The sequence below is a fragment of the Arcicella aurantiaca genome (assembly GCF_003148625.1).
Taxonomy (GTDB): domain Bacteria; phylum Bacteroidota; class Bacteroidia; order Cytophagales; family Spirosomataceae; genus Arcicella; species Arcicella aurantiaca.
On record NZ_QGGO01000004.1, the window covers coordinates 76,217 to 100,959 of the forward strand.

17 protein-coding genes and 1 tRNA gene are annotated in these 24,743 nt (G+C 34.5%); 5 read left to right on the forward strand and 13 right to left on the reverse strand.

What is annotated here, in order from left to right; all coding sequences use genetic code 11:
• The first annotated feature begins 16 nt into the window (after positions 1–16).
• Positions 17–1,036 carry a helix-turn-helix transcriptional regulator gene (locus LV89_RS04810; protein ID WP_109741740.1) on the forward strand — a complete coding sequence of 340 codons (1,020 nt, stop codon included), beginning with the start codon at positions 17–19 and terminating at the stop codon, positions 1,034–1,036.
• Positions 1,037–1,148: 112 nt separating this feature from the next.
• Here LV89_RS04810 and LV89_RS04815 read toward each other — a convergent pair whose 3' ends face one another.
• The 9 genes from LV89_RS04815 to LV89_RS04855 form a co-directional block, all read right to left on the reverse strand.
• The gene (locus LV89_RS04815; protein WP_109741741.1) at positions 1,149–1,481 is read right to left on the reverse strand and encodes a LytR/AlgR family response regulator transcription factor; all 333 of its coding nucleotides are present in this window, start codon (positions 1,479–1,481) and stop codon (positions 1,149–1,151) included.
• 154 nt (positions 1,482–1,635) lie between these two features.
• Positions 1,636–2,331 (reverse strand): CoA transferase subunit A, encoded by a 696-nt coding sequence (locus LV89_RS04820; RefSeq protein ID WP_109741742.1) that lies wholly within the window; start codon positions 2,329–2,331, stop codon positions 1,636–1,638.
• A gap of 61 nt (positions 2,332–2,392) precedes the next feature.
• Positions 2,393–2,470 (reverse strand) — tRNA-Val (locus LV89_RS04825).
• A 225-nt stretch (positions 2,471–2,695) separates the two neighbouring features.
• Entirely contained in the window at positions 2,696–3,043 is a 348-nt protein-coding gene (locus LV89_RS04830; protein ID WP_109741743.1) for a HopJ type III effector protein, read from the reverse strand.
• Positions 3,044–3,247: 204 nt separating this feature from the next.
• A complete protein-coding gene (locus LV89_RS04835; protein WP_109741744.1) occupies positions 3,248–3,637 on the reverse strand; it encodes a LytR/AlgR family response regulator transcription factor in 390 nt (129 codons plus the stop codon).
• Between the two features lie 155 nt (positions 3,638–3,792).
• Positions 3,793–4,854, reverse strand: a complete 1,062-nt coding sequence (locus LV89_RS04840; RefSeq protein ID WP_109741745.1) for a helix-turn-helix domain-containing protein — start codon at positions 4,852–4,854, stop codon at positions 3,793–3,795.
• 307 nt (positions 4,855–5,161) lie between these two features.
• Positions 5,162–6,610, reverse strand: a complete 1,449-nt coding sequence (locus tag LV89_RS04845) for an alpha-L-fucosidase (RefSeq protein ID WP_109741746.1) — start codon at positions 6,608–6,610, stop codon at positions 5,162–5,164.
• 96 nt (positions 6,611–6,706) lie between these two features.
• On the reverse strand, positions 6,707–7,735 hold the full coding sequence (locus tag LV89_RS04850; RefSeq protein ID WP_109741747.1) for a sialidase family protein: 1,029 nt from the start codon (positions 7,733–7,735) through the stop codon (positions 6,707–6,709).
• Positions 7,732–9,156 (reverse strand): alpha-L-fucosidase, encoded by a 1,425-nt coding sequence (locus LV89_RS04855; RefSeq protein ID WP_109741748.1) that lies wholly within the window; start codon positions 9,154–9,156, stop codon positions 7,732–7,734. Before LV89_RS04855 ends, LV89_RS04850 begins: the two co-directional genes overlap by 4 nt.
• 351 nt (positions 9,157–9,507) lie before the next feature.
• On the opposite strand from LV89_RS04855, the gene LV89_RS04860 reads away from it, so the two are divergent.
• The 4 genes from LV89_RS04860 (at position 9,508) to LV89_RS04875 (ending at position 20,366) form a co-directional block, all read left to right on the forward strand.
• Positions 9,508–12,105, forward strand: coding sequence for a hypothetical protein (locus tag LV89_RS04860; RefSeq protein ID WP_109741749.1), 2,598 nt, complete (start codon positions 9,508–9,510; stop codon positions 12,103–12,105).
• Positions 12,106–12,394: 289 nt separating this feature from the next.
• A complete protein-coding gene (locus LV89_RS04865) occupies positions 12,395–15,403 on the forward strand; it encodes a SusC/RagA family TonB-linked outer membrane protein (RefSeq protein WP_229201477.1) in 3,009 nt (1,002 codons plus the stop codon).
• A gap of 11 nt (positions 15,404–15,414) precedes the next feature.
• Positions 15,415–17,019 carry a SusD/RagB family nutrient-binding outer membrane lipoprotein gene (locus LV89_RS04870; protein WP_109741751.1) on the forward strand — a complete coding sequence of 535 codons (1,605 nt, stop codon included), beginning with the start codon at positions 15,415–15,417 and terminating at the stop codon, positions 17,017–17,019.
• A gap of 92 nt (positions 17,020–17,111) precedes the next feature.
• Positions 17,112–20,366 carry a VCBS repeat-containing protein gene (locus LV89_RS04875; protein ID WP_109741752.1) on the forward strand — a complete coding sequence of 1,085 codons (3,255 nt, stop codon included), beginning with the start codon at positions 17,112–17,114 and terminating at the stop codon, positions 20,364–20,366.
• Between the two features lie 255 nt (positions 20,367–20,621).
• On the opposite strand, the gene LV89_RS04880 is transcribed toward LV89_RS04875, so the two are convergent.
• The 4 genes from LV89_RS04880 to LV89_RS04895 are packed head-to-tail and all read right to left on the reverse strand — an operon-like array spanning position 20,622 to position 24,742.
• Positions 20,622–21,182 carry a hypothetical protein gene (locus tag LV89_RS04880; RefSeq protein ID WP_109741753.1) on the reverse strand — a complete coding sequence of 187 codons (561 nt, stop codon included), beginning with the start codon at positions 21,180–21,182 and terminating at the stop codon, positions 20,622–20,624.
• A gap of 2 nt (positions 21,183–21,184) precedes the next feature.
• Positions 21,185–22,939, reverse strand: coding sequence for a response regulator transcription factor (locus tag LV89_RS04885; RefSeq protein ID WP_109741754.1), 1,755 nt, complete (start codon positions 22,937–22,939; stop codon positions 21,185–21,187).
• Complete coding sequence (locus LV89_RS04890) at positions 22,914–23,624, reverse strand: hypothetical protein (protein WP_109741755.1); 711 nt, start codon at positions 23,622–23,624, stop codon at positions 22,914–22,916. Before LV89_RS04890 ends, LV89_RS04885 begins: the two co-directional genes overlap by 26 nt.
• Positions 23,625–23,626: 2 nt before the next feature.
• Positions 23,627–24,742: a hypothetical protein gene (locus LV89_RS04895; protein WP_146199078.1), complete on the reverse strand. Its 1,116-nt coding sequence runs from the start codon at positions 24,740–24,742 to the stop codon at positions 23,627–23,629.
• Position 24,743: the final 1 nt, after the last annotated feature.

Below are 24,743 nucleotides of genomic sequence, written 5' to 3' on the forward strand. Positions count from 1 at the left end.
TCTAAAATCCAACAATATGCCAGCCAACCGCAACGCCCTTATCCGCTATAAAACCATTGATACTTGTTTGAGAAACCGATTCCGAAAATGGACATTGGAAGATTTAATTGAAAAAGTGTCGGATACACTTTATGAATATGAAGGCATCGAAACCATCAGTAAACGGACAATCCAGAATGATATTCAGATGATGAGAAGTGATAAGTTGGGCTATTTCGCTCCAATTGTAGTTTTGGAGAAAAAATATTATACCTACGAAGACCACAATTATAGCATTACCAATATTCCCATTTCTGATACTGACCTTTCACGGATGAACGAAGCGGTTGAAATGCTAAAACAATTCAAAGGGTTTTCGCACTTTGAGCAGTTAAATGAAGTTGTCCAAAAATTAGAAGACCATGTGTATTCGGTAGGAAAAAAGAAATCGCCAGTTATTGATTTTGAGAAAAATGATAATTTGAAGGGTTTGGCATATTTGGATATTTTGTACCAAGCGGTTATCCAGAAAAAAGCTATCAAAATGACCTACCAATCCTTTAAAGCAAAAGAACCAAACGTATTTTTCTTTCATGTTTGGTGGCTAAAGGAATTTAAAAATCGTTGGTTTGCGGTAGGAGTTCGTAAGCAAAACGGTTCAATTTCAAGTTTGGCATTAGATAGAATTATCGACGTAAGTTTATCCGACGATGTAGCATATACAGAAAATCAAGACCTTATTCCCGAAGAATACTATAAAAACGTTATTGGCGTGACCGTAAATAATTTACGACCCATGAATGTGAAGATTTTTGTCGTTGCTCAACACGCCCCTTACGTAGAAACCAAGCCTTTACATCATTCTCAAAAAGTCATTGAAAGAAACGAAGACGGAATTATCATTGAAATTAAAGTACAACACAATTATGAATTAGAAAAGGAAATTTTGGGTTTTGGCGAAGTGATGAAGGTTTTGAGTCCTGAACATTTTGTAAAAGCCATTAAAAAACGATTAATAAAAGCGAGTCAAAGGTATGAGGTAGTAGGTATGAGGTAGTAAGTATTTATGAGGTTAATTAATTCCTGCCAATAAATAAAATCTCATACCTACGAAATCATACCTCATACCTCATACCTACGAAATCATACCTCATACCTACGACCTACCTCTAAACTTCCTTCAAAATACCTTTTCGCCTGCGAGAAACTGATGCCGTCAGATTATTTTGCAAAACCAATTTACTATCATCAGAATTATAATCAATTACGTATTGTGGATTAACCATAAATGACTTGTGAACACGCAAAAAACCTTTGGCTTGCAAAATTTCCTCATAAGTATTGATACAATGAGCAAACATTTTTGCCTTTCCGTCACGTAAATGAAAAAGAGTATAATTACCCTCTCCTTTCAGCATAATGATACGGTCGATAAATAAAGCAATATTTCGTTTAGAATCCACTGTGAGCAGTGCGTCTCTATGGGCTATAAGATTTGACATAAGTTTATTAGAGATAAAACGTTAAGGGCATCGCAGATTTCTTTGAAGTATATTCATAAAAAATCCTTTACAACCATTTAGTCGTAAAGGATTTTTATTTGGTAACAAAAAAATATATTTAAAAAAAATAAATCACAATTCCCTCATTCACACCTTAGCCCCTAACTGTTCTTTTCTCGATACGTTTTTCATAATCTTTCCCTTGAAAAATTCTTTGAACGTAAATTCCGGGCGTATGAATTTGGGCAGGGTCAAGTGTGCCAACAGGTACTAATTCTTCTACTTCTGCAATCGTGATTTTTCCTGCTGCGGCTGCCATAGGATTAAAATTCTGGGCAGTTCCACGATAAATCAAATTTCCTGCGGTATCGCCTTTCCATGCTTTAACAATAGCAAAATCAGCCTTTAACCAACGTTCCATCAAATACATTTTACCATCAAATTCTCTCATTTCTTTTCCTTCGGCAACTTCTGTTCCTACTCCCGCAGGCGTAAAAAATGCAGGAATACCCGCACCACCTGCACGCATACGCTCAGCAAGTGTACCTTGTGGTATTAAATCAACTTCCAACTCTCCAGCTAATAATTGACGTTCAAATTCTTGATTTTCGCCTACATACGAAGAAATCATTTTTTTTACTTGACGAGTTTGCAAAAGCAAGCCAATGCCAAAATCGTCAACGCCAGCATTATTTGAAATACAAGTCAGATTTTTCACACCTGTACGAAGTAAGGCTGAAATACAATTTTCAGGAATGCCAGACAAGCCAAAACCGCCCATCATAAGTACAGAACCATCTTTTATATCTGCTACGGCTTCATCGGCACCAGAAATTACTTTATTAATCATAGTATTGAGATTGGATTTAAAACAAAAAAGTCCTCAAAAATTACTTAATGAGGACTTAAAGTGGTGGTCCCACTAGGATTCGAACCTAGGACCCCCTGCTTGTAAGGCAGGTGCTCTGAACCAGCTGAGCTATGAAACCAAAATACTATTACCGTTTCTTTTAACGTGGTGCAAAATTACACGTTCTCTATTAATTATGCAAGCCTTAATATTTAAAAAAATAATAATATTATTAATCACATTGATAATCAATTATTTATCATTGAAAATAATTTAAACTTTTTTTAATTATTCTCAATAAAGAGCATTTTCATGACTTGTTGTTTACCTTTTTGAGATAAACAACAAGCGTTTTTTGGACGTCTTATGCTTTTGGCGAAAGGGCAATTCCTTCAAATTTTATTCCATCCCATCCAAATTTTATAAAATTTCGGATGTTTTGGTGATTATCTCCCGTCGGATTCTCTAAAACATCTACTCTATAAAATGCTCCAAAGCAAGCTAAGGTTTGTGCTTGTGTCAAATTTTGTACCTGAGCAAATGAAAATAATTTGCAAGAACCAGAATTCTGTCCTGCTTCATTGCGTGTTTCTCCGTTTTGGAAAGCAGTTGGCGTAAAATCGTAATTGGCATCTATTAATGCAATCACTTCTGCGAAATCTATACTTTCTGGACTTTGATTTAATTTTTCTGAAAAATTTTCTAACGACATAATTTTGTATTTTAATAGTCTCCAAAAATAAGACAAATTCAGCATTCTATTAAACGAGCATGGTAAATAAATGCAAATAGCACCCATTGCTGGATGCTATTGTGAGTCTATTGAGTTCTGCACAGATATTTTATATCATCATAGACTTTTGCATATATTGGAGTGTTAGGTAAATATTTTGTCTGAAATACACTTATATAAAAACTAAGGAGCTATCGTTGATAATTCTTCTATTGATTGATTTTCTCCTGAAAATTCAAGCGATTTCTCTCTTAATATTTCTCGTCTTTTTCTTCGAGAAAGAGCTAATTGAATACCTCCTCTAATTTGTAAAAAATCGGTATTGCCATTAACATCAGGATTTTGAATGTAATTTTTATTAACGCAAAATGTTCTATGAATTCTGATAAAACTCTCGTCTAAAGAATTGTTGATGTGAAAAAGTAGCGTTTTAGTAGAAATTTTTACTGAACCATCTTGTAAATGTATGAGGGTATAATTGCTGTTACTTTGCAGATACAGTATATCTGAATAAAGTATTTGCTCAAATTTTCGATGTTTGTTGGGTAACAGGAAGTAATGATTATCTCGCATTCTCTTAAAATTTGGGTGTGGTTAATGCTCGTTTGGGCGGTTGGAATACAAGCTTTGAAGAATGCACAAAGGTAAAACATGAAAGATTCTCGTCGATAATCCAAAACGACAAATCAATAATCCATTAAGACATTTTTAGTGTGTAAAATCTATAACTATTTTATGACTTCTGAAGGTAAGATTTTATGATATTTTTTGAATGCCGCAGTAAATTTTCCCGGATTTTCATAGCCTAAAGACGCTGCAATATTTTTAATCTGCACATCGGGATTTTTAAGTAGTTGAAAGGCTAAAACCATTTGTTTTTCCTTAAAATACTGATAAATGGATTGCCCATAAACGCCTTTAAAAACGACCTTTAACTTAGATTCTGACATATTTATTTGCTTGGCGATAGCTTCAATACCCATAAAACCTTCTGTCAAATTGTCCATCAATATTTTCTCAACCTTTACTAAAGCCACACGGTCGGCTTCGTTTTGAGGAAAAGTTTGTTCCAATACTTTCTCTTTATTGATATTGGTAAAAAAAGTAGAAATAAGTTCAAGCGTCTGTATTTTTAACGATAAAGCATTAAAGCGTTCTTCTTGCCCCTGCAAAAGATTTTTCCAGATTTTCTGAGCCATAGTTTCGGCATCAGGCACAACATCCTCCCAAGTGATATGCCCAGTATGAAGATTTAGGAAATTTTGCAATTCACTTTCTGAGCCTTTTCCACCAAACAAATTTTGGTTTAACCAAGTATGATTAAATACAAAATTCAAGAAAAGCCCTTCTGTTCCTTTATAATGATAGGCATCAATTTCGCTACCCGGTTTATAAATTGCCCAACTTTTATTAGGCATCGTAATTTTATTGACGTGCATATTCACTAAAGGAATATCACAACGATAAAGCGAAAATGCCAAGAAATAATAGTCAGAACCACCTTCATCGTAAATGGCTCTGGTATGCACATTTACTTTAAACTCAATTTGAGTGGCAAGTACCCAAAAGCCAGTCTCAATCTCTCGATACCGCATTTCTCCTTTCGTGAAAGGGTTATTAGAAAGTATTGATTGCTCTAATGGGTTATATTTGGTGACGGGCATTTTTTTCAAACTCTCAATCATTACTTCGGGAGAGTTTGATAGATAAGGAAGCTCAAAAAAACCGTCGTGGTAATAAAAAAGGTATTTCTCAAAACTTTTGAGCCACTTTTTAACTCGGCTTAACATTAATATTTTTGTGGTTAGTTATTCGGTGTAAATTTATGACAATTTTTCAAAAAATAACGAGAAGGAAAAGAAAACTCATTCGAGCGTAAAAATGTAGAAGTTTGGGATTGAAAATGAATGAACGAAAGATAGTGTTTGAAAAGGAGGAAGTTTTTAATTCTACTTTGGTGTTTTAAATTAATAGACCAAAGTAGATTTTGGAGAACTTCCCGAAAGTTCAAAACTTTCGGGAAGTTGAACGGTAAATACCTAAATTTTCATCTTTATTAGTAGAGTGTCAATCAGCCTCCTTTTGTAATTAATTACTCTAAAAAACTTCAAGATTTGAAAGTACAGGACAAGCTCTTGAATCTAAAATATTGACACGAATTCTATCAGTTTTTTCTGGCGAAATTTTTACAATTCGTTTATAGCCAATCGTAGTTTCGTTGGCAACAGTTTGCCATTTTCCATCTTTCCAAACATCAACACTAAAGGCTTTTATTCGTTGTCCCAATTGGATGTATTCTTGTAACAAAATGTATTTAACCGTTTTTTGCGACCCTAAATTGATTTCTAAACTTGCAGTTTTAACATCGTCATTGGTTGCCCAATACGTATCTTTTTTGCCATCGGTTAATAAACTTGGAGCAAAACCTGCACGATACGAATCTGCTTTTACTGAAGCATTTACCGCCAAGTTTTTACCTAATTCTTTCTTCATTAAAGCACTAAAACCTTGTAACGCCTTCACATCATTGGCATGAAATTGTCCAGTTCTATCTGGCGGAACATTCAATAATAAATTTGAGCCACGCCCTACTGATGTCAAATAAATATCAAATAATTTCTCTGGCGTTTTTACTAAACTGTCTTCTTTGGCATGATAAAACCAACCCGGTCTGATAGAAACATCGACTTCGGCAGGAACCCAATTTTTCCCTTCGGCAGAACCTGTATTTAATAATTCTTCAATTCCGCCTTTACCTGCATAAAGTGTATCCGTAGTGATGTTGTTCCAATTGGTTCTGCCTGCTTTGCCTTGTTCGTTACCTACCCAACGAATGTCTGGACCTGCGTCACTAAAAAATACAACATTGGGCTGAATACTACGAATGAGTTTCAAGGTTTCTGACCATTGATAAAATGTTTTTCCATCAATTTTACGTTTTTCATTTGCTCCGCCATAAAAACCGTCTCCCCCATTGGCTCCGTCAAACCACATTTCGGTTACTTTTCCGTATTGGGTAAATAGTTCTTTTAATTGATTTCTGTAATAATCAACGTAAGACGGTTTTCCGTAATCGGCTCTGTTTCTATCCCAAGGCGATAAATAAACGCCAAATTTCAACCCTGCTTTTTTAGCTGCTTCACTTGTTTCTTTTACAATATCTCCTTTGCCATTTTTATAGGGACTATTTTTGATAGAATGCTCTGTGAATTTACTTGGCCAAAGGCAAAATCCGTCGTGATGTTTAGTCGTTAAAATCATCATTTTGAATCCTGCATTTTTCAAATTGCTTGCCCATTGGTTTGCATCAACGTTGGTCGGGTTAAAAACCGAATTACTTTCATCGCCGTATCCCCATTCTTTATCGGTAAAAGTATTGGTTGTGAAATGAATAAAAGCGTTCATTTCCATCTCGTGCCAAGCTAATTGTTTGGCAGTGGGAATGGGATAAACAGGCGAAGGAGCATTTTTTTTGACCTGTGCTATTGAATTGACCGAGAATGACAAGACAAATAGAAATAATTTTATTTTCAATAAGTTATTCATTTTCAAGATAGTTAAAGTTTATAATATTATTGCTTTGTCGTTTAACTTCCCGAAAGTGTTAAAACTTTCGGGAAGTCACCCCACTAACACGTGAGATTATTTAGTTTTTAAAACAACGTGTTTTATCTTTTTACGGTCAAAAGTATAAGTAATATGAATTAGACCATCACTTGTTTGAATGACGGCTGGATAGCTAAATTCTCCTTGTTTTTCGTTTTCAAGTTCATAAATATCTGTCCAATTTATTCCGTCTTTAGAATGAGCTACTTTCAAAATATTTCTGCCATTCGACCATTCTTTTCCAGCTATTAGTGGATTATAAATCAAAATAAATGAACCGTCTTTGAGCGTCACGGCATCAATACCCGAATTGGGATTTGGTAAATTAGTGGGTGTCAATCTACCCCAAGTTTTGCCTTTATCAATCGACCACGACTGGATAATTTTATTTTGTTTACTCCGTAAAAGCATTTGCAAAATTTCACCTTTATGTACCAAAATACTGGGCTGAATTACGCCAAATTCGCCACAATCAATCTCAATTTTCTGCCAATTTTTGACATTTGAATCTGATATTTCAAGGTGCGATTTCCAAATTTCGCCCTTTACGCTTTCGGTACTTGATGGATGTAATACTTCGCCAGAACTCAATTGGATAGATTTATTTCTGATTGACCCAAGCATATCATTAGGCAATTTCTCGGCTTTCGACCATGTTTTGCCATCATTCAATGAGGTTTTCATCATGCCCCACCATTCTCTTGGATTTACACCTACTTTATAAAATAGAAATAATTTTCCTTGCTTATTTTTAAAAAGTACAGGATTCCAACAAGCGTATTGTTTTCCTTCAAAAATTCCGTCAGCAACTTTTTGTGGCTTTTTCCAAACGTTTTTCTCAAAAGTTGACACCCAAATACAAACTTTGGGATTGCTCTCATATTCACCCGCAAACCATGCTGCCATTAATCGAGATTTGGATAATTCTACAATGGTTGAGGCATGACACGCTTTTTCCTCCGCATTGTCATTGATAAATCCGTCTCTGACTAATTTATACTGTGAAAAACCGTTTGAACAAAGTACAACGAATACCAATATCAAGGAAAATTTCAAATATCTCATTTTTCAAATTTAAAGGCTAAAGCGGGTGATGATTTATATTTTTCAAGCAGTTTTTTGGGTAAAACAACTTGTACAGTATTGTCTTTTATTTCCCATTTCAAATTCACAATTTCGCCTAATAAAGTTACTTTACTACCCGCTTTTGGTAGGTTGGTAGTCCAAGAAATTACAGTTTCGGGCGATTGTCCTTCGGGAATTCTCACCAATGCGAAATGCGTTGAATTTTGTCCTTTCGTAAAAAATACCTCTTTATCATGAAACTCTTGAATGGCTCTGGTATTATAAATAGCTTCTCCGTTGATATTTAACCAATCGCCAATTTGTTTTAGGCGTTCTGTCTGAACAGGCAAAAGCGTACCTTCAGCAGTTGGTCCAACGCCAAGCAATAAACTTCCACCTTTGGCAACTACTTCAATTAAGGTATGAATTATTTTATTAGAAGTCTTAAAATTATCATTCGGAACGTATCCCCAAGCATCGCCGAGCGTAATGCAACTTTCCCAAGGCGTATCCGACATCGTTTTTGGAATACTTTGCTCTGGGGTACGATAATTTTCAAATTCGCCATGCACCGTTCTATCTACCATCAAAAGTCCTTTTTGGTTTTTACGAGCCATGTTAGCAATAGCGGGCATATCAATTTCTTGACTAAAAGGAGGAATTGGAGCTCCCCAAGAACGTACTTCATCATTGACCGTTTCGAGTGGACGCACCCAACCACCATCTAACCACAAAATATCAATACTACCATAATTAGAAGTCAATTCATTAATTTGGTTATAGGTAAATTGCTTAAACTGATTCCAACGCCAAGGGAATTTACGAATATCATAATTCACATTTCTGTCAGGAGTAGCGTATCTGTCCCACCAAAAATATTGAGAATGCCAATCTGGTTTTGAGTAATACGCACCAATCATGAAATTTTCTTTTCTGAAAGCATCAAAAACATACTTGGCAACATCTGCTTTTGGGTTAGTAGCAAACGGGCCATTACTAATACTAAAATCTGAAAATTTGGTATTGAACATGGCAAAACCATCGTGGTGTTTCGTCGTGAAAACCACGTATTTCATTCCTGCATTTTTGGCTGATTTTGCCCAAGATTCTGGGTCAAATTTGGTAGGATTGAACTGACTATTTAAACCCCAATACCATTTTTTATAGTCGTCATATTTACTGGTAGAATCTCTCGTAATCCAATCTTCATTACAAATTTGCCAAGACTCAATAATTCCTGGAACGGCGTACAAACCCCAGTGGATTATCATTCCGAATTTCAAATTTCGCCAATCTTCCAATTTTTGTCTGACGGCTGGTTCAGTTGGATATTGATACTGCGAAGATGTCTGATGAAGCGTGTTTTGAGAAAAAGCCGACATTGAGAGCATCAGCAGTAATATAATACAGAAATTTTTCATTTAGTAAAAGTTTAAACAAATATTATACGATAAGAGCCTTAAAAGATGCACAATTCGCACTAATATCGTAGTAAGAATTTGCATTTTGACTCGTTAAAAAATAGCTTTGTATATAAAGCTAAGTGCATCAAAATTATGTAGGTCGATAAATAAAAAATTAATATTTGATTAATACGGAATCAAGCAAATTTACTTTAGCAGATTGATTTCAAATTACTTCAATTAATTTACTGAAAGTGAGCCTATTATACAAAGTCGTTACTTGATAACTAATTTATCGTAACCACTTACCATAACGTCGTTTTAGCATTTACCCAATCAACAACCCATTAATAGCTTACAATTGATAATATGTGGAAGAGCCTCTTTAAATCTAAATTTCTTTATATATTCTTTATTGGTCTAATCATAAATCAAGAGGTAATTGGACAAGAATATGGACTGGAATTTTTGGGGCATGAGGTCGTTATCGACAAACGAACATCTCTAATTTTAGGAAAAGAAAAAAGCTTCTGCTCCGATGAAAATACTGCCTTAGAATTCGATTTAAAATTCAAGCCCAAAGTAAGCTCATATTTTGGTTACGTTTTCAGGATAATTGATGATGACAATAGGAATATAGACTTACTTTTTCAGTCAGATTCTAAAGGTAAAAAGCAACATTTTAGGATTGTTTCCGCAGGGCAAGATATAAAAATTGGAAGGCAACTCGACTCCGCTGCTTTATACTCAAAATGGAATCATTTCAAAATTTTCATTCAAGACAATCAACTCCAATTTTACTGTAATAATCAGCTTTTTGGAAAAGGAATTTTGCCTTTCAAATTCAATAAATGCTTTAAGATTTATGCAGGAGAATGTTCAAATCCGAAGTTTTTGACGAGCGATGCCCTTCCCATGTTTTTGAGGAATATTATTCTAAAATCTGACGATGAAATTACTCACCATTGGACTTTAAAAGAAGTTTTTGGAAATTCATCGTTAGACATTATCGGTCAAAATCAGGCAATTGCCAAAAATCCACAATGGTTATTGAAAGACCATTACGAATGGAAACTTTTGAAAAAAATCAAATTTAAAGGTAATTCCAGTTTTGCTTTTGATGAAAAATCACACCAAATTATCATCAATAGTAACCTCCGCTCATACTTCCTCAATACCAATAATGATGTATTTTCATCTAAAGATTTCGTAAGTCAACACGCTAAGTTTACCTTCGGAGATGCTGGTATTTACCTAAAAAATCAGCAGAAATTAATCAATGTAAGATTAAACGAACAGAAGATTTTTAATTATAATCAAGCCCAAAATTCTTGGGATATTTCACCCAATGAACAATTTAATTTAACCGAATATTGGCATCATAATAAATACATTTACCCCAACGACACTGCAATGGCGTTCATTGGTGGTTATGGGCAATTTAAGTATAAAAATAGAGTTCAAAAATTCTCTTTTAACACCCAAAAATGGTCGGATATTGTGCTAAAAGGTGATGAAATTCAACCACGTTATATGTTTGGTTTGGGGCATTATGGAGCTACAAAATCATTTATTTTTGGTGGTTTTGGCTCAAAATCTGGCGACCAAGGCTTGAGTCCTCAAAATTATTATGACCTTTTTGAAATTGATTGGCAGACCAATACTTCCAAAAAAGTATATCAACTTTCACAACCAGACGACCCCTTTGTGGTAGCGTCTTCTCTTATTGTGAATGACAACAAAAAAACATTTTATGGACTGATTTACAACCAGTTAACATTAAGTTCAAGTTTACAATTAATAGAAGGTTCGCTGACAAATCCTACATTTACACGTATTTCTAAGGAAATTCCGTACAAATTTATGGACGTTTCAAGCTTTGCAGATTTGTATTATGACCAAGAGAATCAGAAATTATTTTGTGTAACCAGTTTCTTTGATAGAACACCCGTAGATTCGACAGAGATAAGCATTTATTCTCTCAATTTTCCACCCACAAATCTTACGGTTTATCCTCAAAACAAAACTCAGTTTAATAAAGCCAATTCTCAATGGTGGATATTGGGAATTGTAGGATTAACTGGCTTATTTATTGGTATTTGGTATTTCAGGAAGAAGAAAACAAAGCAAAAAAAAGTTGTTAAAATCATTCAAGAAGACCTTAAAATAGAGAGTAAAAAGGTGGCGGAAGCACCCAAAATAATAGTACAAACTGAAAGCCTAAAAGAAGAGAAAAACGCCGAAACAGGGAAGATTTCTTTGTTCGGAACTTTCAAGGTAATCAATAATCAAGAGGTAGATTTGACCAATCAGTTTTCGCCATTATTGAAAGAAATGTTTTTGTTCATTTTATTAAATTCGATTCGTTGGAATAAAGGAATTGAGTCTTCAAAATTGAATGAACTATTTTGGTACGACAAATCAACCAATAGTGCCAGAAATAACCGTTCGGTAAATATTACCAAATTAAAATCAATTTTTGAACAATTATCGGGCATTCAAATCAACAAAGATTCAGGGAATTGGAAAATCATTTTTGAGCCTTCCCAAGTAAATATTGATTATTACGAAATCCAAAATTTAACACAATCTAAAAAAGTATTGAGTAATGCACAAGTCAAAAAACTATTAGCCATCATCAATCAGGGGTCGTTTTTATCGAATCTGGAATATGAATGGTTGGATGATTTTAAAGGCGAAATTTCCAATAAAATTATTGATGTCCTTTTGGCATATTCGGAGCAATTAACGGTTGAAGACGATGCAGAAAAAATCGTAGAAATTGCAGATAACATTTTCAAATTTGATTCGATTGATGAAAAAGCAATGTCTCTAAAATGCAAGTCATTAATCCATTTAGGGAAGCATTCTTTAGCTAAAAGTTCTTACGAAAAGTTTGCAAAAGACTACCAAAGGCTTTATTCTGAGGAATACACAATCCCATATCGAGAGTTTTTAGATTTATAGAAAGCCCAATAAAATATTTTAGGAATTTGACAAAAAACGCCCTTCTGAACTATCAGAAAGGCGTTTTTTGTATTTTAAGGCTTATTATTATCACTGCATTAAGCTAAGTTATGACGTTGTTAATTAAATATTAATAAAAAATTATTCGCCCATCCATAATTTTATTTTCAGTTAATATAAATTTTCAATCCAATTTTAATCTAAAACACAAATTATGAAGAAAGCGCTACAAATGTTTTGTTACTGCTTCATCTTTTCGGTTTGTTCTCTTGAGGGTATAGCCCAAAAAATGAGCATAAGAGGAAAGGTATCGGACGAAGCTGGAGCACCACTTTACGGGGTAAATGTTGCCTTACAGGGAACAACCAAAGGTACAGTTTCTAACGACAAAGGAGAGTATTCTATTGATGCAAAAGCAGGAGATATTATCAGCTTTAGCTATGTTGGTTTTGGTGTAAAAAAAGTAACTGTTGGAAGTCTTAGTGTTATTAACGTTGCTTTATCGCCAGAGAATAATGCTTTGAACGAAGTTGTTGTAACGGCTTTGGGTATCTCGAAAGAAGCTCGCAAAGTTGGTTATGCCGTAACGACGGTTGGTGGCGAGCAAATGACAAAAGCCAGAGAAACTAACGTTGCGTATTCAATGGCTGGTAGAGTGGCAGGTTTGAATATCTCTGGAACAAACGGAGGTTCTGGTTCTTCTGCAAGAATCTTATTGAGAGGTATGGCGAGTTTTACGGCAAGTTCTCCATTAATTGTCATGAACGGTGTGCCTATCGACAATACCCAAAGAGGTAGTGCTGGAGAATGGGGTGGTGCTGATAACGGAGACGGTATCTCTAACCTTAACCCAGACGATATCGAAAGTATGTCGGTATTGAAAGGTGCTTCGGCTTCGGCACTTTATGGAGCAAGAGCTGCAAACGGTGTAATTTTGATTACAACGAAATCGGGCAAAAAAGGTAAAATGTCAATCGACTATAACCTAAATGCAGTTACTGACCAAGCTATCAATTTTACAGATTACCAATATGTTTACGGGCAAGGCTTAAACGGAAAAAGACCAACCAACACAACAAGTGCATTGAACAGTGGTATGTTGAGTTGGGGTGAAAAATTGGACGGTGCTTCAACTATCCAATTTGACGGAAAAAGTTATGCTTATTCGGCAGTAAAAGACAATATCAAAAACTTTTACAGAAGCGGTTCTTCTTTGACAAACTCTATTTCAATTTCAAACGGAAACGACAATGGTGCATTCCGTTTATCAATTGCTAATTTGAGTAATAATTCAATTCTTCGTAACAGTGGTCTTGACAGAAAAACTTTCAACTTCACAGGTTCTCAGAAATTCGGAGATAAATTGAAAGTTGATTTAATGTTCAATTATGTTGATGAATTGAATCAAAACAAACCACAATTGAGTGATGGTCCAATGAATGCTAACAACATTAACTTCTTGGCAACCAACCTTGACCAAAATGTGTTGAATCCAGGTTTTGATGCAACGACTGAAAACGGTAACGAAACACAATACAATGACGATATTTATGTAACCAATCCTTGGTTTGTGGTAAATCGTTATAGAAATGATGTAAAACGTAAACGTATGATTTCTGCAATCACGGCAAAATATGACTTTACGAAAAACATTTACTCACAAATTCGTTTAGGTTATGACCAATTGAATGACGGAATTTTCAAAATTACACCAACAGGAACGGCTTATTCAAATGGTCAGAAAGGTGGATTTGATGAACTTTCAACGGCTTCAACTTCTGAACTTAACGCAGACGCTATCATCGGTGGAAATTTCAACTTAGTAAAAGATATTAGCGTTGATGTGCTTGGTGGTGTGGCTATTCGTAAAAACAAATACGACAGAATGGCAATTGGTGGAGGTCCATTCGTGATTCCATTCTTTTACAGTCCATTAAACGTACTTTCATTCAACCGTTCTTACGACTACAACGAAAAGCAAACAAACTCGGCATACTATTCAGTTGATTTCAACTACAAAAATCAGTTGATTTTATCAACAACGGGTCGTTATGATGCCTTCTCTACTTTACCAGTAAATAACTACGGAATTTTCACGCCTTCAGTATCATTAAGTTATGACTTCACTGAATTAGCTAATTCTTCAAAATTGAGCTACGGAAAATTAAGAGCATCTTATGCAGTAGTTAGTGGTGAGCCTGCAAGTCCTTATAGCACTTCACAATATTATAGCGTAGGTTCTGCCATTCAAGGAACAACTACGGGTTCATTCAGTAGCACATTACCAAACTTATTCTTGAAACCATATACACTTTCAGAATTTGAAATTGGTACAGAATTGAAGTTTTACCAAAATAGATTAGGTTTAGACCTTGCATATTTCAACCGTAAAACAAACAATGAAATCATCAATGGTTCATTGTCGGAAGCAACAGGATTTAGCAATCAACAAATCGGTACAGGTTCTACTCAGAACTCAGGTTTAGAAGCTTTGATTACGGGTATTCCTGTTTCAACGGGTAAATTAAAATGGTCAACTTCATTGAACTTTACGTTTATCAGCAACAAAATTGTTGAAATCAACGGTTCTGGTTCAGACCAACAACAATTAGGATTAGGAACTTACCGTCCATTAAACGCCAATACGGCATTGATTAAAGGCTTACCCGGCCCACAAATCATGGCTTATGACTACGTTTATAAAAATGGTAAAATCGTAGTAGATGCTTCTGGTATTCCTGTACAAGCGGCAGAACGCACACCAATGGGTTCAGTTTTACCTAAATTTTATGGTGGTTTCAACAATGAGTTTACTTACAAAAACTTTAATTTCTCATTCTTGATTGACTATCGTTTTGGCAACAAAGTGCTTTCAGCGACAAACTATTACACTATTTTCAGAGGTTTGAACCAGATGACATTGGCAGGTCGTGAGACGGGCGTTGTGGCAAATGGTGTTACGGCTGACGGTTCTGCCAATACAGTAAACGTGCCAGCTCAAACTTACTATCAAAACTTAGCAAGAAGAATTTCAGCATTGAACGTGATGGACGGAAGTTTCATTAAGTTAAGACAAGTGACTTTGGGATACACAATCAATCCAAAAATCTTTGGAAATACGCCAATCAAGGCAGTTGAAGTATCATTAGTTTGTAGAAACTTATTTACATTCTTGAAATATACTGATAATATCGACCCAGAAGCAGGTTTCTCTCCGATTTTAAGTTACGCAGGTATTGAAGGTAACAGTTTACCATCAACCAGAACTTACGGTTTCAACCTAAATGTTAAATTCTAAATTCGGAAAATATGAAAAAAATAGCATATATATTGACATTAATTACGGTATTTACGACTTCTTGTACTGACAATTTCGAGTCGATAAATACTGACCCAAACAAGACGAGTTCCGCAGTTTTTAATCCAAATTACCTTTTATCTCAATCTCAATTTGAGTACGGAAATACGGGTTATTCACAATTACTTTTCCAAAGTATGTGGACTCAAGTGCTTGCTTCAACGTTTTCTTATTACGGAAACGGTGATAAATATGTACCTTCTGGAAGTTTTATTGCTTATCAAGGAAGAGTACATGAAGAAACATACCGTGCGGCTTCATTGTCTTACGAAATGCAAAATTTGACAAAAGACAAACCTGAAATGTCCAATTTATACAACATTGGAACAATCATGAAAGTGCTTTGTTTAGCTCGTATTACAGATTGTTACGGAGACGTTCCATATTCACAAGCATTAAAGGCTAAAGAAGGAATTACGTTACCGAAATATGACACTCAGGCGGCTATTTATCCTGCAATGCTTACAGAATTAGATGCAGCCATTACTGCTTTGAACACCTCAAAAGCTGGTCCAACCGCTGATTTAATGTATGGTGGAAATGTTACGAAATGGAAGAAATTTGGTTATTCGTTAATGCTAAAATTAGCGATGCGTTTAACAAAAATTGATGCAGCAGCCGCTAAAACTTGGGCTGAAAAAGCATATACAGGTGGTGTTTTTTCAAGCATTGACGATAACGCAAAAGTATTAACCGACAACGCTACAAACGGAAATAATACAAGTGGTGCATTAAGAGTACCAGACGATTACCGTGAAGTAAGATGGAGCAAAACTTTCATTGACTATTTAAAAGCAACTGCTGACCCACGTTTAAGTGCTATTGCAGAAGTTTCGCAAGAAGGTTACGCCAAAAATACAGACCAAAATCTTGCAGGAGATAACAGCGAAGCAATCCAAATTGGTTTGCCAAACGGATATGATTTGAACGGTGGAACAACTGACGTTGCTAAACATCCACAATATCCGGGAGCATCGGGTTCAGGAGCAGACGTAGCACGTGTAGGTAAATATTCTCGTCCACGTACTTCAGTTTTCATTGATAGAAGTGGTGTAAACTTCGTATTGACTTATGCAGAAACTGAACTTCTTTTAGCAGAAGCAAAAATAAAAGGTTGGAATGTTGGAACAACTACCGCAGCAGACCACTACAAAGCAGGTGTAAAAGCAGCAGCAGCTTCATTAGCACAGTTTAATACAACTGCCAGCGGTGATGCTTCAATTACGAAAGCAGTAACGGCAATGGACGCATTTTTAACGAAAAACCCTTTGAACGTAAGTTCAACAGAAGCATCGTTAAAACAAATCAATGAGCAAATTTGGGTAGCTACTGGTAGCACATTCAACTTCATTGAAACATGGTCTAACTGGAGACGTTCTGGATACCCTGCATTAACGGCAGTTGTTTATCCAAACGGTTTCTCAAACGGTACAATTCCACGACGAATTCCATACAAATCTACGGAAGCATCATACAACCCTGATAATTATAAAGCTGCGGTTGCATCTTTAACAGGTGGAGATACTTTCACATCTAAAATTTGGTGGGATAAGTAGTAATTTTGTTTCATAATAGAGATTTACTGAAACGGAGCTATATTTGCTCCGTTTCTTTCATTTAAAGTCAACCCGAAATACTTTATATAAACATGAATCGCCTTCCTTTCCTTCCTCCTCTTTTTACCATAATTATTGTCCTTTTTTTAACCTCTTGCAAGACTAACAATAAAAAATTTGATAGACTAAGTTCTGCCAAAACAGGCGTTAGCTTTATCAATAAAATCGAAGAAAACGAAACCCAAAATGTTTTAAACTACGAATATTTCTATAATGGCGGTGGTGTCGCAGCGGCTGATTTTAATAATGACGGTTTGATTGACCTTTATTTTACTGCCAATATGGGAAGCGACAAATTGTATATCAATAAAGGAAAAGGACTTGAATTTGAAGATGTTACCGAAAATTCGGGCATTACATTTAATGGCGAATGGAAAACGGGCGTTTCGATAGTAGATATAAATAACGACGGTTGGAATGATATTTATGTTTCGGTTTCGGGCAATGTTGACAATCCTGCATTACGCAAAAACAAACTCTACATCAATAATAAAAATAGTTCATCGCCACAATTTACCGAAAAAGCGGCTGAATACGGACTTGATTGCAATGGTTTTACTACCCAAACTGCATTTTTTGATTACGACAAAGATGGCGATTTAGATGCCTTCGTGATGAACCACAATGTCAAAGATTTTAATCGTTTTGATGTTGAAGCAGTTCACGCCATGCGAGATTCTTTAGCAGGCGATAAATTACTCCGAAATGATAATGGCAAATTCATTGATGTTTCCGTTGCGGCAGGCATCAAAGGAAACCCAATTGGCTTTGGTTTAGGGCTTCACATTGCCGATTTGAACAACGACAACTTCCCCGATATTTACGTTTCAAATGACTACATCGAGTCTGATTATTTATACATCAATAATCAGGACGGAACATTTAGCGATAATATTGCCAAGATGACTGACCACACCAGTTATTTTTCAATGGGAAATGATATTGCCGATTTTAACAATGATTTACTGCCCGATATTATCACACTCGATATGCTTCCAGAAGATAATAAGCGTCAAAAATTGTTATTTGGTCCAGACAATTATGAAGCATATTTATCTATGTTAAAAAATGGTTTTCACCCAGAAATCATGCGAAATATGTTGCAAATGAACAATGGAAATGGCACATTTAGCGACATTGGACAAGTCTCGGGAATTTCAAATACCGATTGGAGCTGGTCGGCACTTTTTGCAGATTATGACAATGACGGCTACAAAGATTTATTTGTCACCAATGGCTATTTAAGAGATTATTCCAACATGGATTTTGTGAAATATTACGCTGATAAAAAGAGTGATGAAAACGCCAGTATGCTCGATATTATCAAGCAAATGCCTTCTACCCTAACGACAAATTACATCTTCAAAAACAACGGAGATTTAACCTTCTCAAACCTAACCAAAGATTGGGGCATTGAGTTACCCATCAACTCAAACGGAGCCGTTTATGCCGATTTAGACAACGATGGCGACCTTGAATTAATCGTCAATAATATCAACGAAGAAGCCAGTATTTATCAGAATTTACAGCAAGAAAATACTCCACAAAATTTTGTAAATATTACCCTTAAAAACGGCAATAAAAGCATTGAAGGATCAAAAGTTTATGCTTATTCGGGAGGGTTGAAACAATACCAAGAAGCGTCAAATCTTCGTGGATTTCAGAGTAGTGTTTCCATTCCACTACATTTTGGATTAGGGAACAATACAAAAATTGATAGCATCAGAATTGTCTGGAATGATAACGCAACACAAATCATAAAAAATCTTCAGATAAACCAAACGAATACAATCAACTACCAAAAAGAATCTGAATATCAATCTATTAGCCCAACGCCTTATTATACAGAAGTTCAAAATAATAGCTTTGTGCATAGCCAAATGCCATTTAATGATTTTAGCAAACAGCTCCTTTTACCACAAATGTATTCGTATCAAGGACCAGCTTTGGCAGTTGGAGACGTCAACGGTGATAAAATCGAGGATGTTTATTTGGGTGGTGGAAAAGGCTCAAAAGGACAACTTTTACTACAAGATAAATCGGGAAATTTCAGAGAAAGTCAGCAAGCTATTTTTAAGCAAGACGAACTTTGTACCGATGCCGATGCGACCTTTTTCGATTCAGACAATGACGGCGACCTCGACTTATACGTAGTGAGTGGAGGTTATGAATATTTGGTCGATGATTTTCTATTACAAGACCGTTTATACCTAAACGATGGCAAAGGGAATTTCACTAAATCGGAAGATAAACTGCCTCTCAATAGAAGCTCAAAAAGTAAAGTCCTTCCATTTGATGCCGACAATGATGGCGATTTAGACTTATTTCTGGCAGGTTATGTAGTGCCACATAATTACCCTGCGTATAATCCTTCGTCCATTTTAATAAACGAAAAAGGAACTTTCAAAGAGCTTCCAAACGAACATTTATCAAAATTAGGAATTGTGACAGATGCCACGGCAATTGATATTAACAAAGACGGATTAAAAGACATAGTTTTGGTTGGCGAGTGGATTCCCGTAACGATTTTGATGAATAAAAACGGTAATTTTGAGAAAAAAGAACTCCCAAATCTGAACGGTTTTTGGCAAAGCATTGAAGCTCAAGACATAGATAATGACGGCGACGAAGACCTTGTATTAGGCAATTTGGGGCTTAATTCGCAATATAAAGCATCTGTAAACGAGCCATTTACGCTCACAGTAAAAGACTTTGACGGCAATGGAAGCATCGACCCAATTATGTCTCACTTTATACAGGGACAAAATTATCCTGCATACAGTTTAGATGAACTATCGAGCCAACTACCAAGCATCAAGAAAAAATACACCGATTATAAATCATATTCAGAGACAAAAACCTCAGATTTACTAACATTATTGAACGACAAAGAATCATTCACCACTCAAATTCATGAATTGGCTTCGGGAATTTTAATGAATAATAATGGAGAATTAAGTTTTACAAGACTACCCATTCAAGCACAATTCTCGATGGTAAACGCCATTAAATTTCAAGATATTAACGGAGACAAACTCCCAGATTTACTGTTAGCAGGCAACAACTCAAAAATGCGAGTAAGAATTGGGAATTTAGATGCCAATCACGGGCAACTCTTCATCAACAAAGGAAAGGGAGCGTTTGAATATTTACCTCAAAACACTTCAGGTTTAAACATTCGTGGCGACGTTAAAAACATGGCTTTTGTGGGTGATAAAATCTTGTTCGGTGTAAACAACGCTCCGTTAGTTATGTACCAAAAAGCGAAGATTCTAACTTATCAATAAGCGAATTAACCAACAAAGAAAAAGCTCAGAAATAAATTTCTGAGCTTTTGCGGTCTGGACGAAACAAATACACAACCCATTGACTGTCAATCCTTTAACACTATGCCATTAGTTTGAGTACCAAGAATGGTGGAAATTTTGAGAGTTGTGTTATTTTTCTTGAAATATTAGTCTATGAAGAATATACACCTTAAAATACTCCTTATGTCTAATATTTTTTTGTTCTTGAAAGAAAAATAAGGTATTTATTTACGTTTAACCTGCTATGTACACACGGATATTTTTCGATAAATCAAATTCACTAAAATTTTGGTGAATCATTGCTTCAAAGAACTCAAAAAAACCACCTGTGGCTTCCATCATTATTTTACCTGTCATAGCTAAACTAATCACACCAGAAGTGATGCGTACTCTGTTTTTCATCTGTGAACCTTCTTTCTCGAAAAAAAAATCATAAGAATCATTTGAGTAGCTTTCTTGAAAATTGTAGAAATGCCCTTTTTTCAGAAATGCTTGAAGAGATTTGGACTGTTCAGACTTTAACTTTTGAATTACCTCATCGGCATCATCGAGACGAACAAATTTACCCATCACTCTATAAAAATGCTCTAAAAAAGGCACAAATTCACTTTGAATTTTATCGCTTTTAAGATTCCATTGCCAAGAGTATTCGGTTTCTTCCAATTCATAAAGATTTGTATCAAAACCAATATCAGCGGTCATTTTTTCTATTACTTTTTCAATAGAAACGGCTTCAACTTCTCTTTTTGAGGCTGTAAAGTTAGTTGCTATGCCGATAGCGAGGTATTGTCCCATATTTATAATTTTTGAAATACTTTTTCCAATATTTCTAATAATGAAATTACATTTTCAACTTTAATTTCTGATGCTGAGTTATCAGCCGAATGAGCTACTACTGTATTTCTAAGGTTATTCAAAGACATAAAAGTTTCTACACTGACTTCCTCAAAACCAAATCTTAAAAGCATAAGACCAGAAAAGCGTAAAGACGAAGTGGGTTTCTTATAAAACCCTTCATCATCATCCTTTATTGGTGTATAATCCTTTTCTTTGTAGCCTTTTAAGAAAGACTTTCCTGTACTCGAAGCCTCTTTGACTGGTTCTACTTTGGATAGCAATGGTGTCTTGATTATGAAGTCAATATTGCCCGATTTTTTTTTGATAAAAAACTTGGTAGTATTATCATCTATTAATTCCTTTCCCAATAATTCTGCAATTTTGTAATATTCCAGAAAGCTGTATAACGCATATTCTTTTTGAGTCTGTGAGTATTTGTAAATTGCGTTAAAAGCTTGTTTAAGATATACCTTTATAAGATTTACAGCACCACGATTTAGTGTAGCATTGCTCAAAATACCATTCTCTAAATCTAACCTTTTTTGAATTACTTTATCCATCTCAAATATCTTCCGTAAGTAATGTCTTTCAAAACAAGTGTTACACTCTTTTCCAAAGTTATCGTAACTTTCATGGGTAAATTCTGCCGAAAAATTAAATTCTGGCGATTCTTTAATATAATAGCCATCAGCACCTAAATCAAGCAGTTTTTTCATATTCCAAGCCTTATTTGAGGCTGTAAGCATGATTACCTGAATCCCGGCGTTATGTCTTTTTATTTTTTTTAGAATTTTTGCACCAGAATAGTTTTCTGTTTTTATTAATTTATTGCTTGTGTCTTCTTCTGAGGGATTAAGGCGTAAATCCAGCAATATTAAATCCCAGTTTTCGTCTTTTACTTTTTTTATGGACTCTTTTTTATATTTAAACGTTTTATTATTAAAGTCAATGAATTGGAAATCAGCACCTTTAAATATTGCTTTTAAAACATCATTCCAGCCTTTATCAGCCTCATCATCAATCAACAAAATTCGTTTTCCAATGCATTGCAAAGATTGTAAATATTCAAAACTGCCTTTGCTTTCTTCGTGAAAAGCTCGTAAATACTTGAAATAAAGTTCTTTGGTACGGTTCGTTAAATTTTTATCATTTATTGCATTGAGATTTAAGACTTCATTTAATCTCAATGCACCCCAAATATTAGCGAGGGAGTGTTTACCGCCATCTTCTTCAAGTGGTAATAAATGAATATGGTCATAAAATTGAGCTTTATATTCTTCTTCGTTTAAAGGTTTTATATTCTCTAAAACAGCCTTTATCTCAGAAATATTAGGTTTCAAAAAATCTGTTCCTTTTGTCCCAATTAAATAATCCAAATGGTTCTTATCAAGATTATCACGAAGCATTTGGCGTATTTGCCATTCTTCACGGTTAGAAATGAAGATAATCGGCAAATACCTTACATGACTTTTCATAAATCTTATGTGCATTGCCAACCTTAACCCTTCAAATGAATTGAATCTATTTGAACCTAATTCAATAGGTATAATCAAGTACGATATATCAGGTTTAATATTGATACTTACCCAATCATCAAAAAGAAAATCTTCCCGCCATTCTTGATAGAATAAAACTTGATTATTAGGTAACTCTAATTGTTTAGTTATTTTCTGTATCCAATCTGAATTGTCAGAGATTATATATGTATTTTCCATATTTTATGTACGATTTTACAATTTTTTCAAGAAATGATTGTAAAAAAAAAATTTCATTATAGTTAGTTCTCAAGTATTGTATCCAACTTTCAGATGATGTAAATAAACCATTTACATCATTAAATCTTATTAATTCAGAAAATAATTTAGACTCAATATTATCAAAATCAGTTAAAAATTGATACATTTCGTATCGTCCTAAAATATAAAAAATATTACTTTGAATTCCCGATAGTTCGTATCCTAACCAATTCTTTCCATAGGTTAACGTTCTTAGCTCTACTTGCTGATTATCAATAAGATAATCAGCAAAATTTTGCAGATTAAAGTAAAACTGTCTTTTATTAATTGCTAAATTATTCTCCCCAATTAGCTTCGTATGAATATTTGAACCACTAAATGAAATGTAAGGCTTCCCACTATTATTGATGAACGATTCTAATTTGTCAAAAAAATGAATATTTTTTTCCTGTGATAGTACATTTCCAGAATTACCATAAAACTTAATTGTCCTATGGCAAGCAATACAAGTTGCATCGGTTATTTTTGATTCAAAAGTATTTATTTCGCTACCCTTTATTTGTGTGTGTATGTTTATAACATTTTTATATTTTTCTTGCAAAAGAAAATCTGTTGGATAGTCTGCCTCTCTTTCTACAAAAGTGTCATCAAATATTAAAATCATAATTAGTAAAATAAAAGTAAATGTGTAAATCCCTTGACCTCTTCTTTTGGAATTTCAAAACTTGTTTCTTTAATATTAGTATCCCAAAGTAAATATTTCCTTCTAAATCCATTGCTGAACTCAGCCTCTATTGCCCAATTGCAAAGACTCCACAATACACTCCTAATATCTTTAAAGTCACCACTTATTAAATCATTAGATTCTGAACTTCTATTTGGTTTTGAGTCCAGGTGAATTATTTTAAGACATTTATAATTATTCTCAAATACCTCTTTATATTCGATTGATATATTATAAAACCCATTCTTTTCCGCTTTCTTTTTTGTGCCACTCAATATCTTATAAATTGCTTGACCAAACCAATCTACATCCGTAAAAAAGCGACCTGATAAGAGATTAGTCTTATCATAATTAATTACAAAAATATCTAAATCTTCTTTTGAAAAAACTAATGAAATAGTCTCTTCAATAATCTCTAACAACATACCATCTCTTACTTCAATAGTTTTTTTAAATGGTTCAATCATTTTTGTATTCCAAACTGAATCCATACATGGATGCACAAGCGAACTTGCCTCCCAATCTATAAATTCTTTTGACTTCCAGCCTAAATTAATCGTTGTTTCCTTTTTACCTTTTCTAATTGTCCAATTGGGCTTTTCTTTAAAAGCAAACTCTTCAACTCTCCTGAGTAACTTAGAATATACATCTGGATTTTTTCTTTTCGCTTCGTCAAACTCTTTTTTTGCAATTGAAAGTAATGTTTCCCTTGGAATTTTATTAGCTAAATCTTTATAATCATGCGTTAAGTATTTTAATCCTTCGCTATCTCTAAAATAAGCAAGAAAGTTCTTTGTGTGAAGTGGGTTAGGTGGAGTTATCGTATCATTTTTAGGTTTTTCGTCAGTATTATTAGTGGGTGTATTAGAAGTTGACTCATTTTTTAAATTCAACATCTTCCTTTCAATCTCCAAAATCCTCTCCCGATTCTCGCTTTCAACACTAAAAATTCTCTTCAATTCTTTTGTAGCCAAATCTGACACCTTTTCTTTCAAAGGTGCTTCAATTCGGTTATCCGCTAATAAATCTACTATAAAATCAATTTTATCCTTTTGCATT

What these genes read in the sequence shown, in the direction of transcription:
- LV89_RS04850 (WP_109741747.1), bottom strand. Translation starts at nt 7,735, where the DNA reads ATGAGATATTTGAAATTTTCCTTGATATTGGTATTCGTTGTACTTTGT.
- LV89_RS04840 (WP_109741745.1), bottom strand. Translation starts at nt 4,854, where the DNA reads ATGTTAAGCCGAGTTAAAAAGTGGCTCAAAAGTTTTGAGAAATACCTT.
- LV89_RS04875 (WP_109741752.1), top strand. Translation starts at nt 17,112, where the DNA reads ATGAATCGCCTTCCTTTCCTTCCTCCTCTTTTTACCATAATTATTGTC.
- LV89_RS04835 (WP_109741744.1), bottom strand. Translation starts at nt 3,637, where the DNA reads ATGCGAGATAATCATTACTTCCTGTTACCCAACAAACATCGAAAATTT.
- LV89_RS04870 (WP_109741751.1), top strand. Translation starts at nt 15,415, where the DNA reads ATGAAAAAAATAGCATATATATTGACATTAATTACGGTATTTACGACT.
- LV89_RS04810 (WP_109741740.1), top strand. Translation starts at nt 17, where the DNA reads ATGCCAGCCAACCGCAACGCCCTTATCCGCTATAAAACCATTGATACT.
- LV89_RS04855 (WP_109741748.1), bottom strand. Translation starts at nt 9,156, where the DNA reads ATGAAAAATTTCTGTATTATATTACTGCTGATGCTCTCAATGTCGGCT.
- LV89_RS04885 (WP_109741754.1), bottom strand. Translation starts at nt 22,939, where the DNA reads ATGGAAAATACATATATAATCTCTGACAATTCAGATTGGATACAGAAA.
- LV89_RS04880 (WP_109741753.1), bottom strand. Translation starts at nt 21,182, where the DNA reads ATGGGACAATACCTCGCTATCGGCATAGCAACTAACTTTACAGCCTCA.
- LV89_RS04830 (WP_109741743.1), bottom strand. Translation starts at nt 3,043, where the DNA reads ATGTCGTTAGAAAATTTTTCAGAAAAATTAAATCAAAGTCCAGAAAGT.
- LV89_RS04895 (WP_146199078.1), bottom strand. Translation starts at nt 24,742, where the DNA reads ATGCAAAAGGATAAAATTGATTTTATAGTAGATTTATTAGCGGATAAC.
- LV89_RS04890 (WP_109741755.1), bottom strand. Translation starts at nt 23,624, where the DNA reads ATGATTTTAATATTTGATGACACTTTTGTAGAAAGAGAGGCAGACTAT.
- LV89_RS04865 (WP_229201477.1), top strand. Translation starts at nt 12,395, where the DNA reads ATGAGCATAAGAGGAAAGGTATCGGACGAAGCTGGAGCACCACTTTAC.
- LV89_RS04815 (WP_109741741.1), bottom strand. Translation starts at nt 1,481, where the DNA reads ATGTCAAATCTTATAGCCCATAGAGACGCACTGCTCACAGTGGATTCT.
- LV89_RS04820 (WP_109741742.1), bottom strand. Translation starts at nt 2,331, where the DNA reads ATGATTAATAAAGTAATTTCTGGTGCCGATGAAGCCGTAGCAGATATA.
- LV89_RS04845 (WP_109741746.1), bottom strand. Translation starts at nt 6,610, where the DNA reads ATGAATAACTTATTGAAAATAAAATTATTTCTATTTGTCTTGTCATTC.
- LV89_RS04860 (WP_109741749.1), top strand. Translation starts at nt 9,508, where the DNA reads ATGTGGAAGAGCCTCTTTAAATCTAAATTTCTTTATATATTCTTTATT.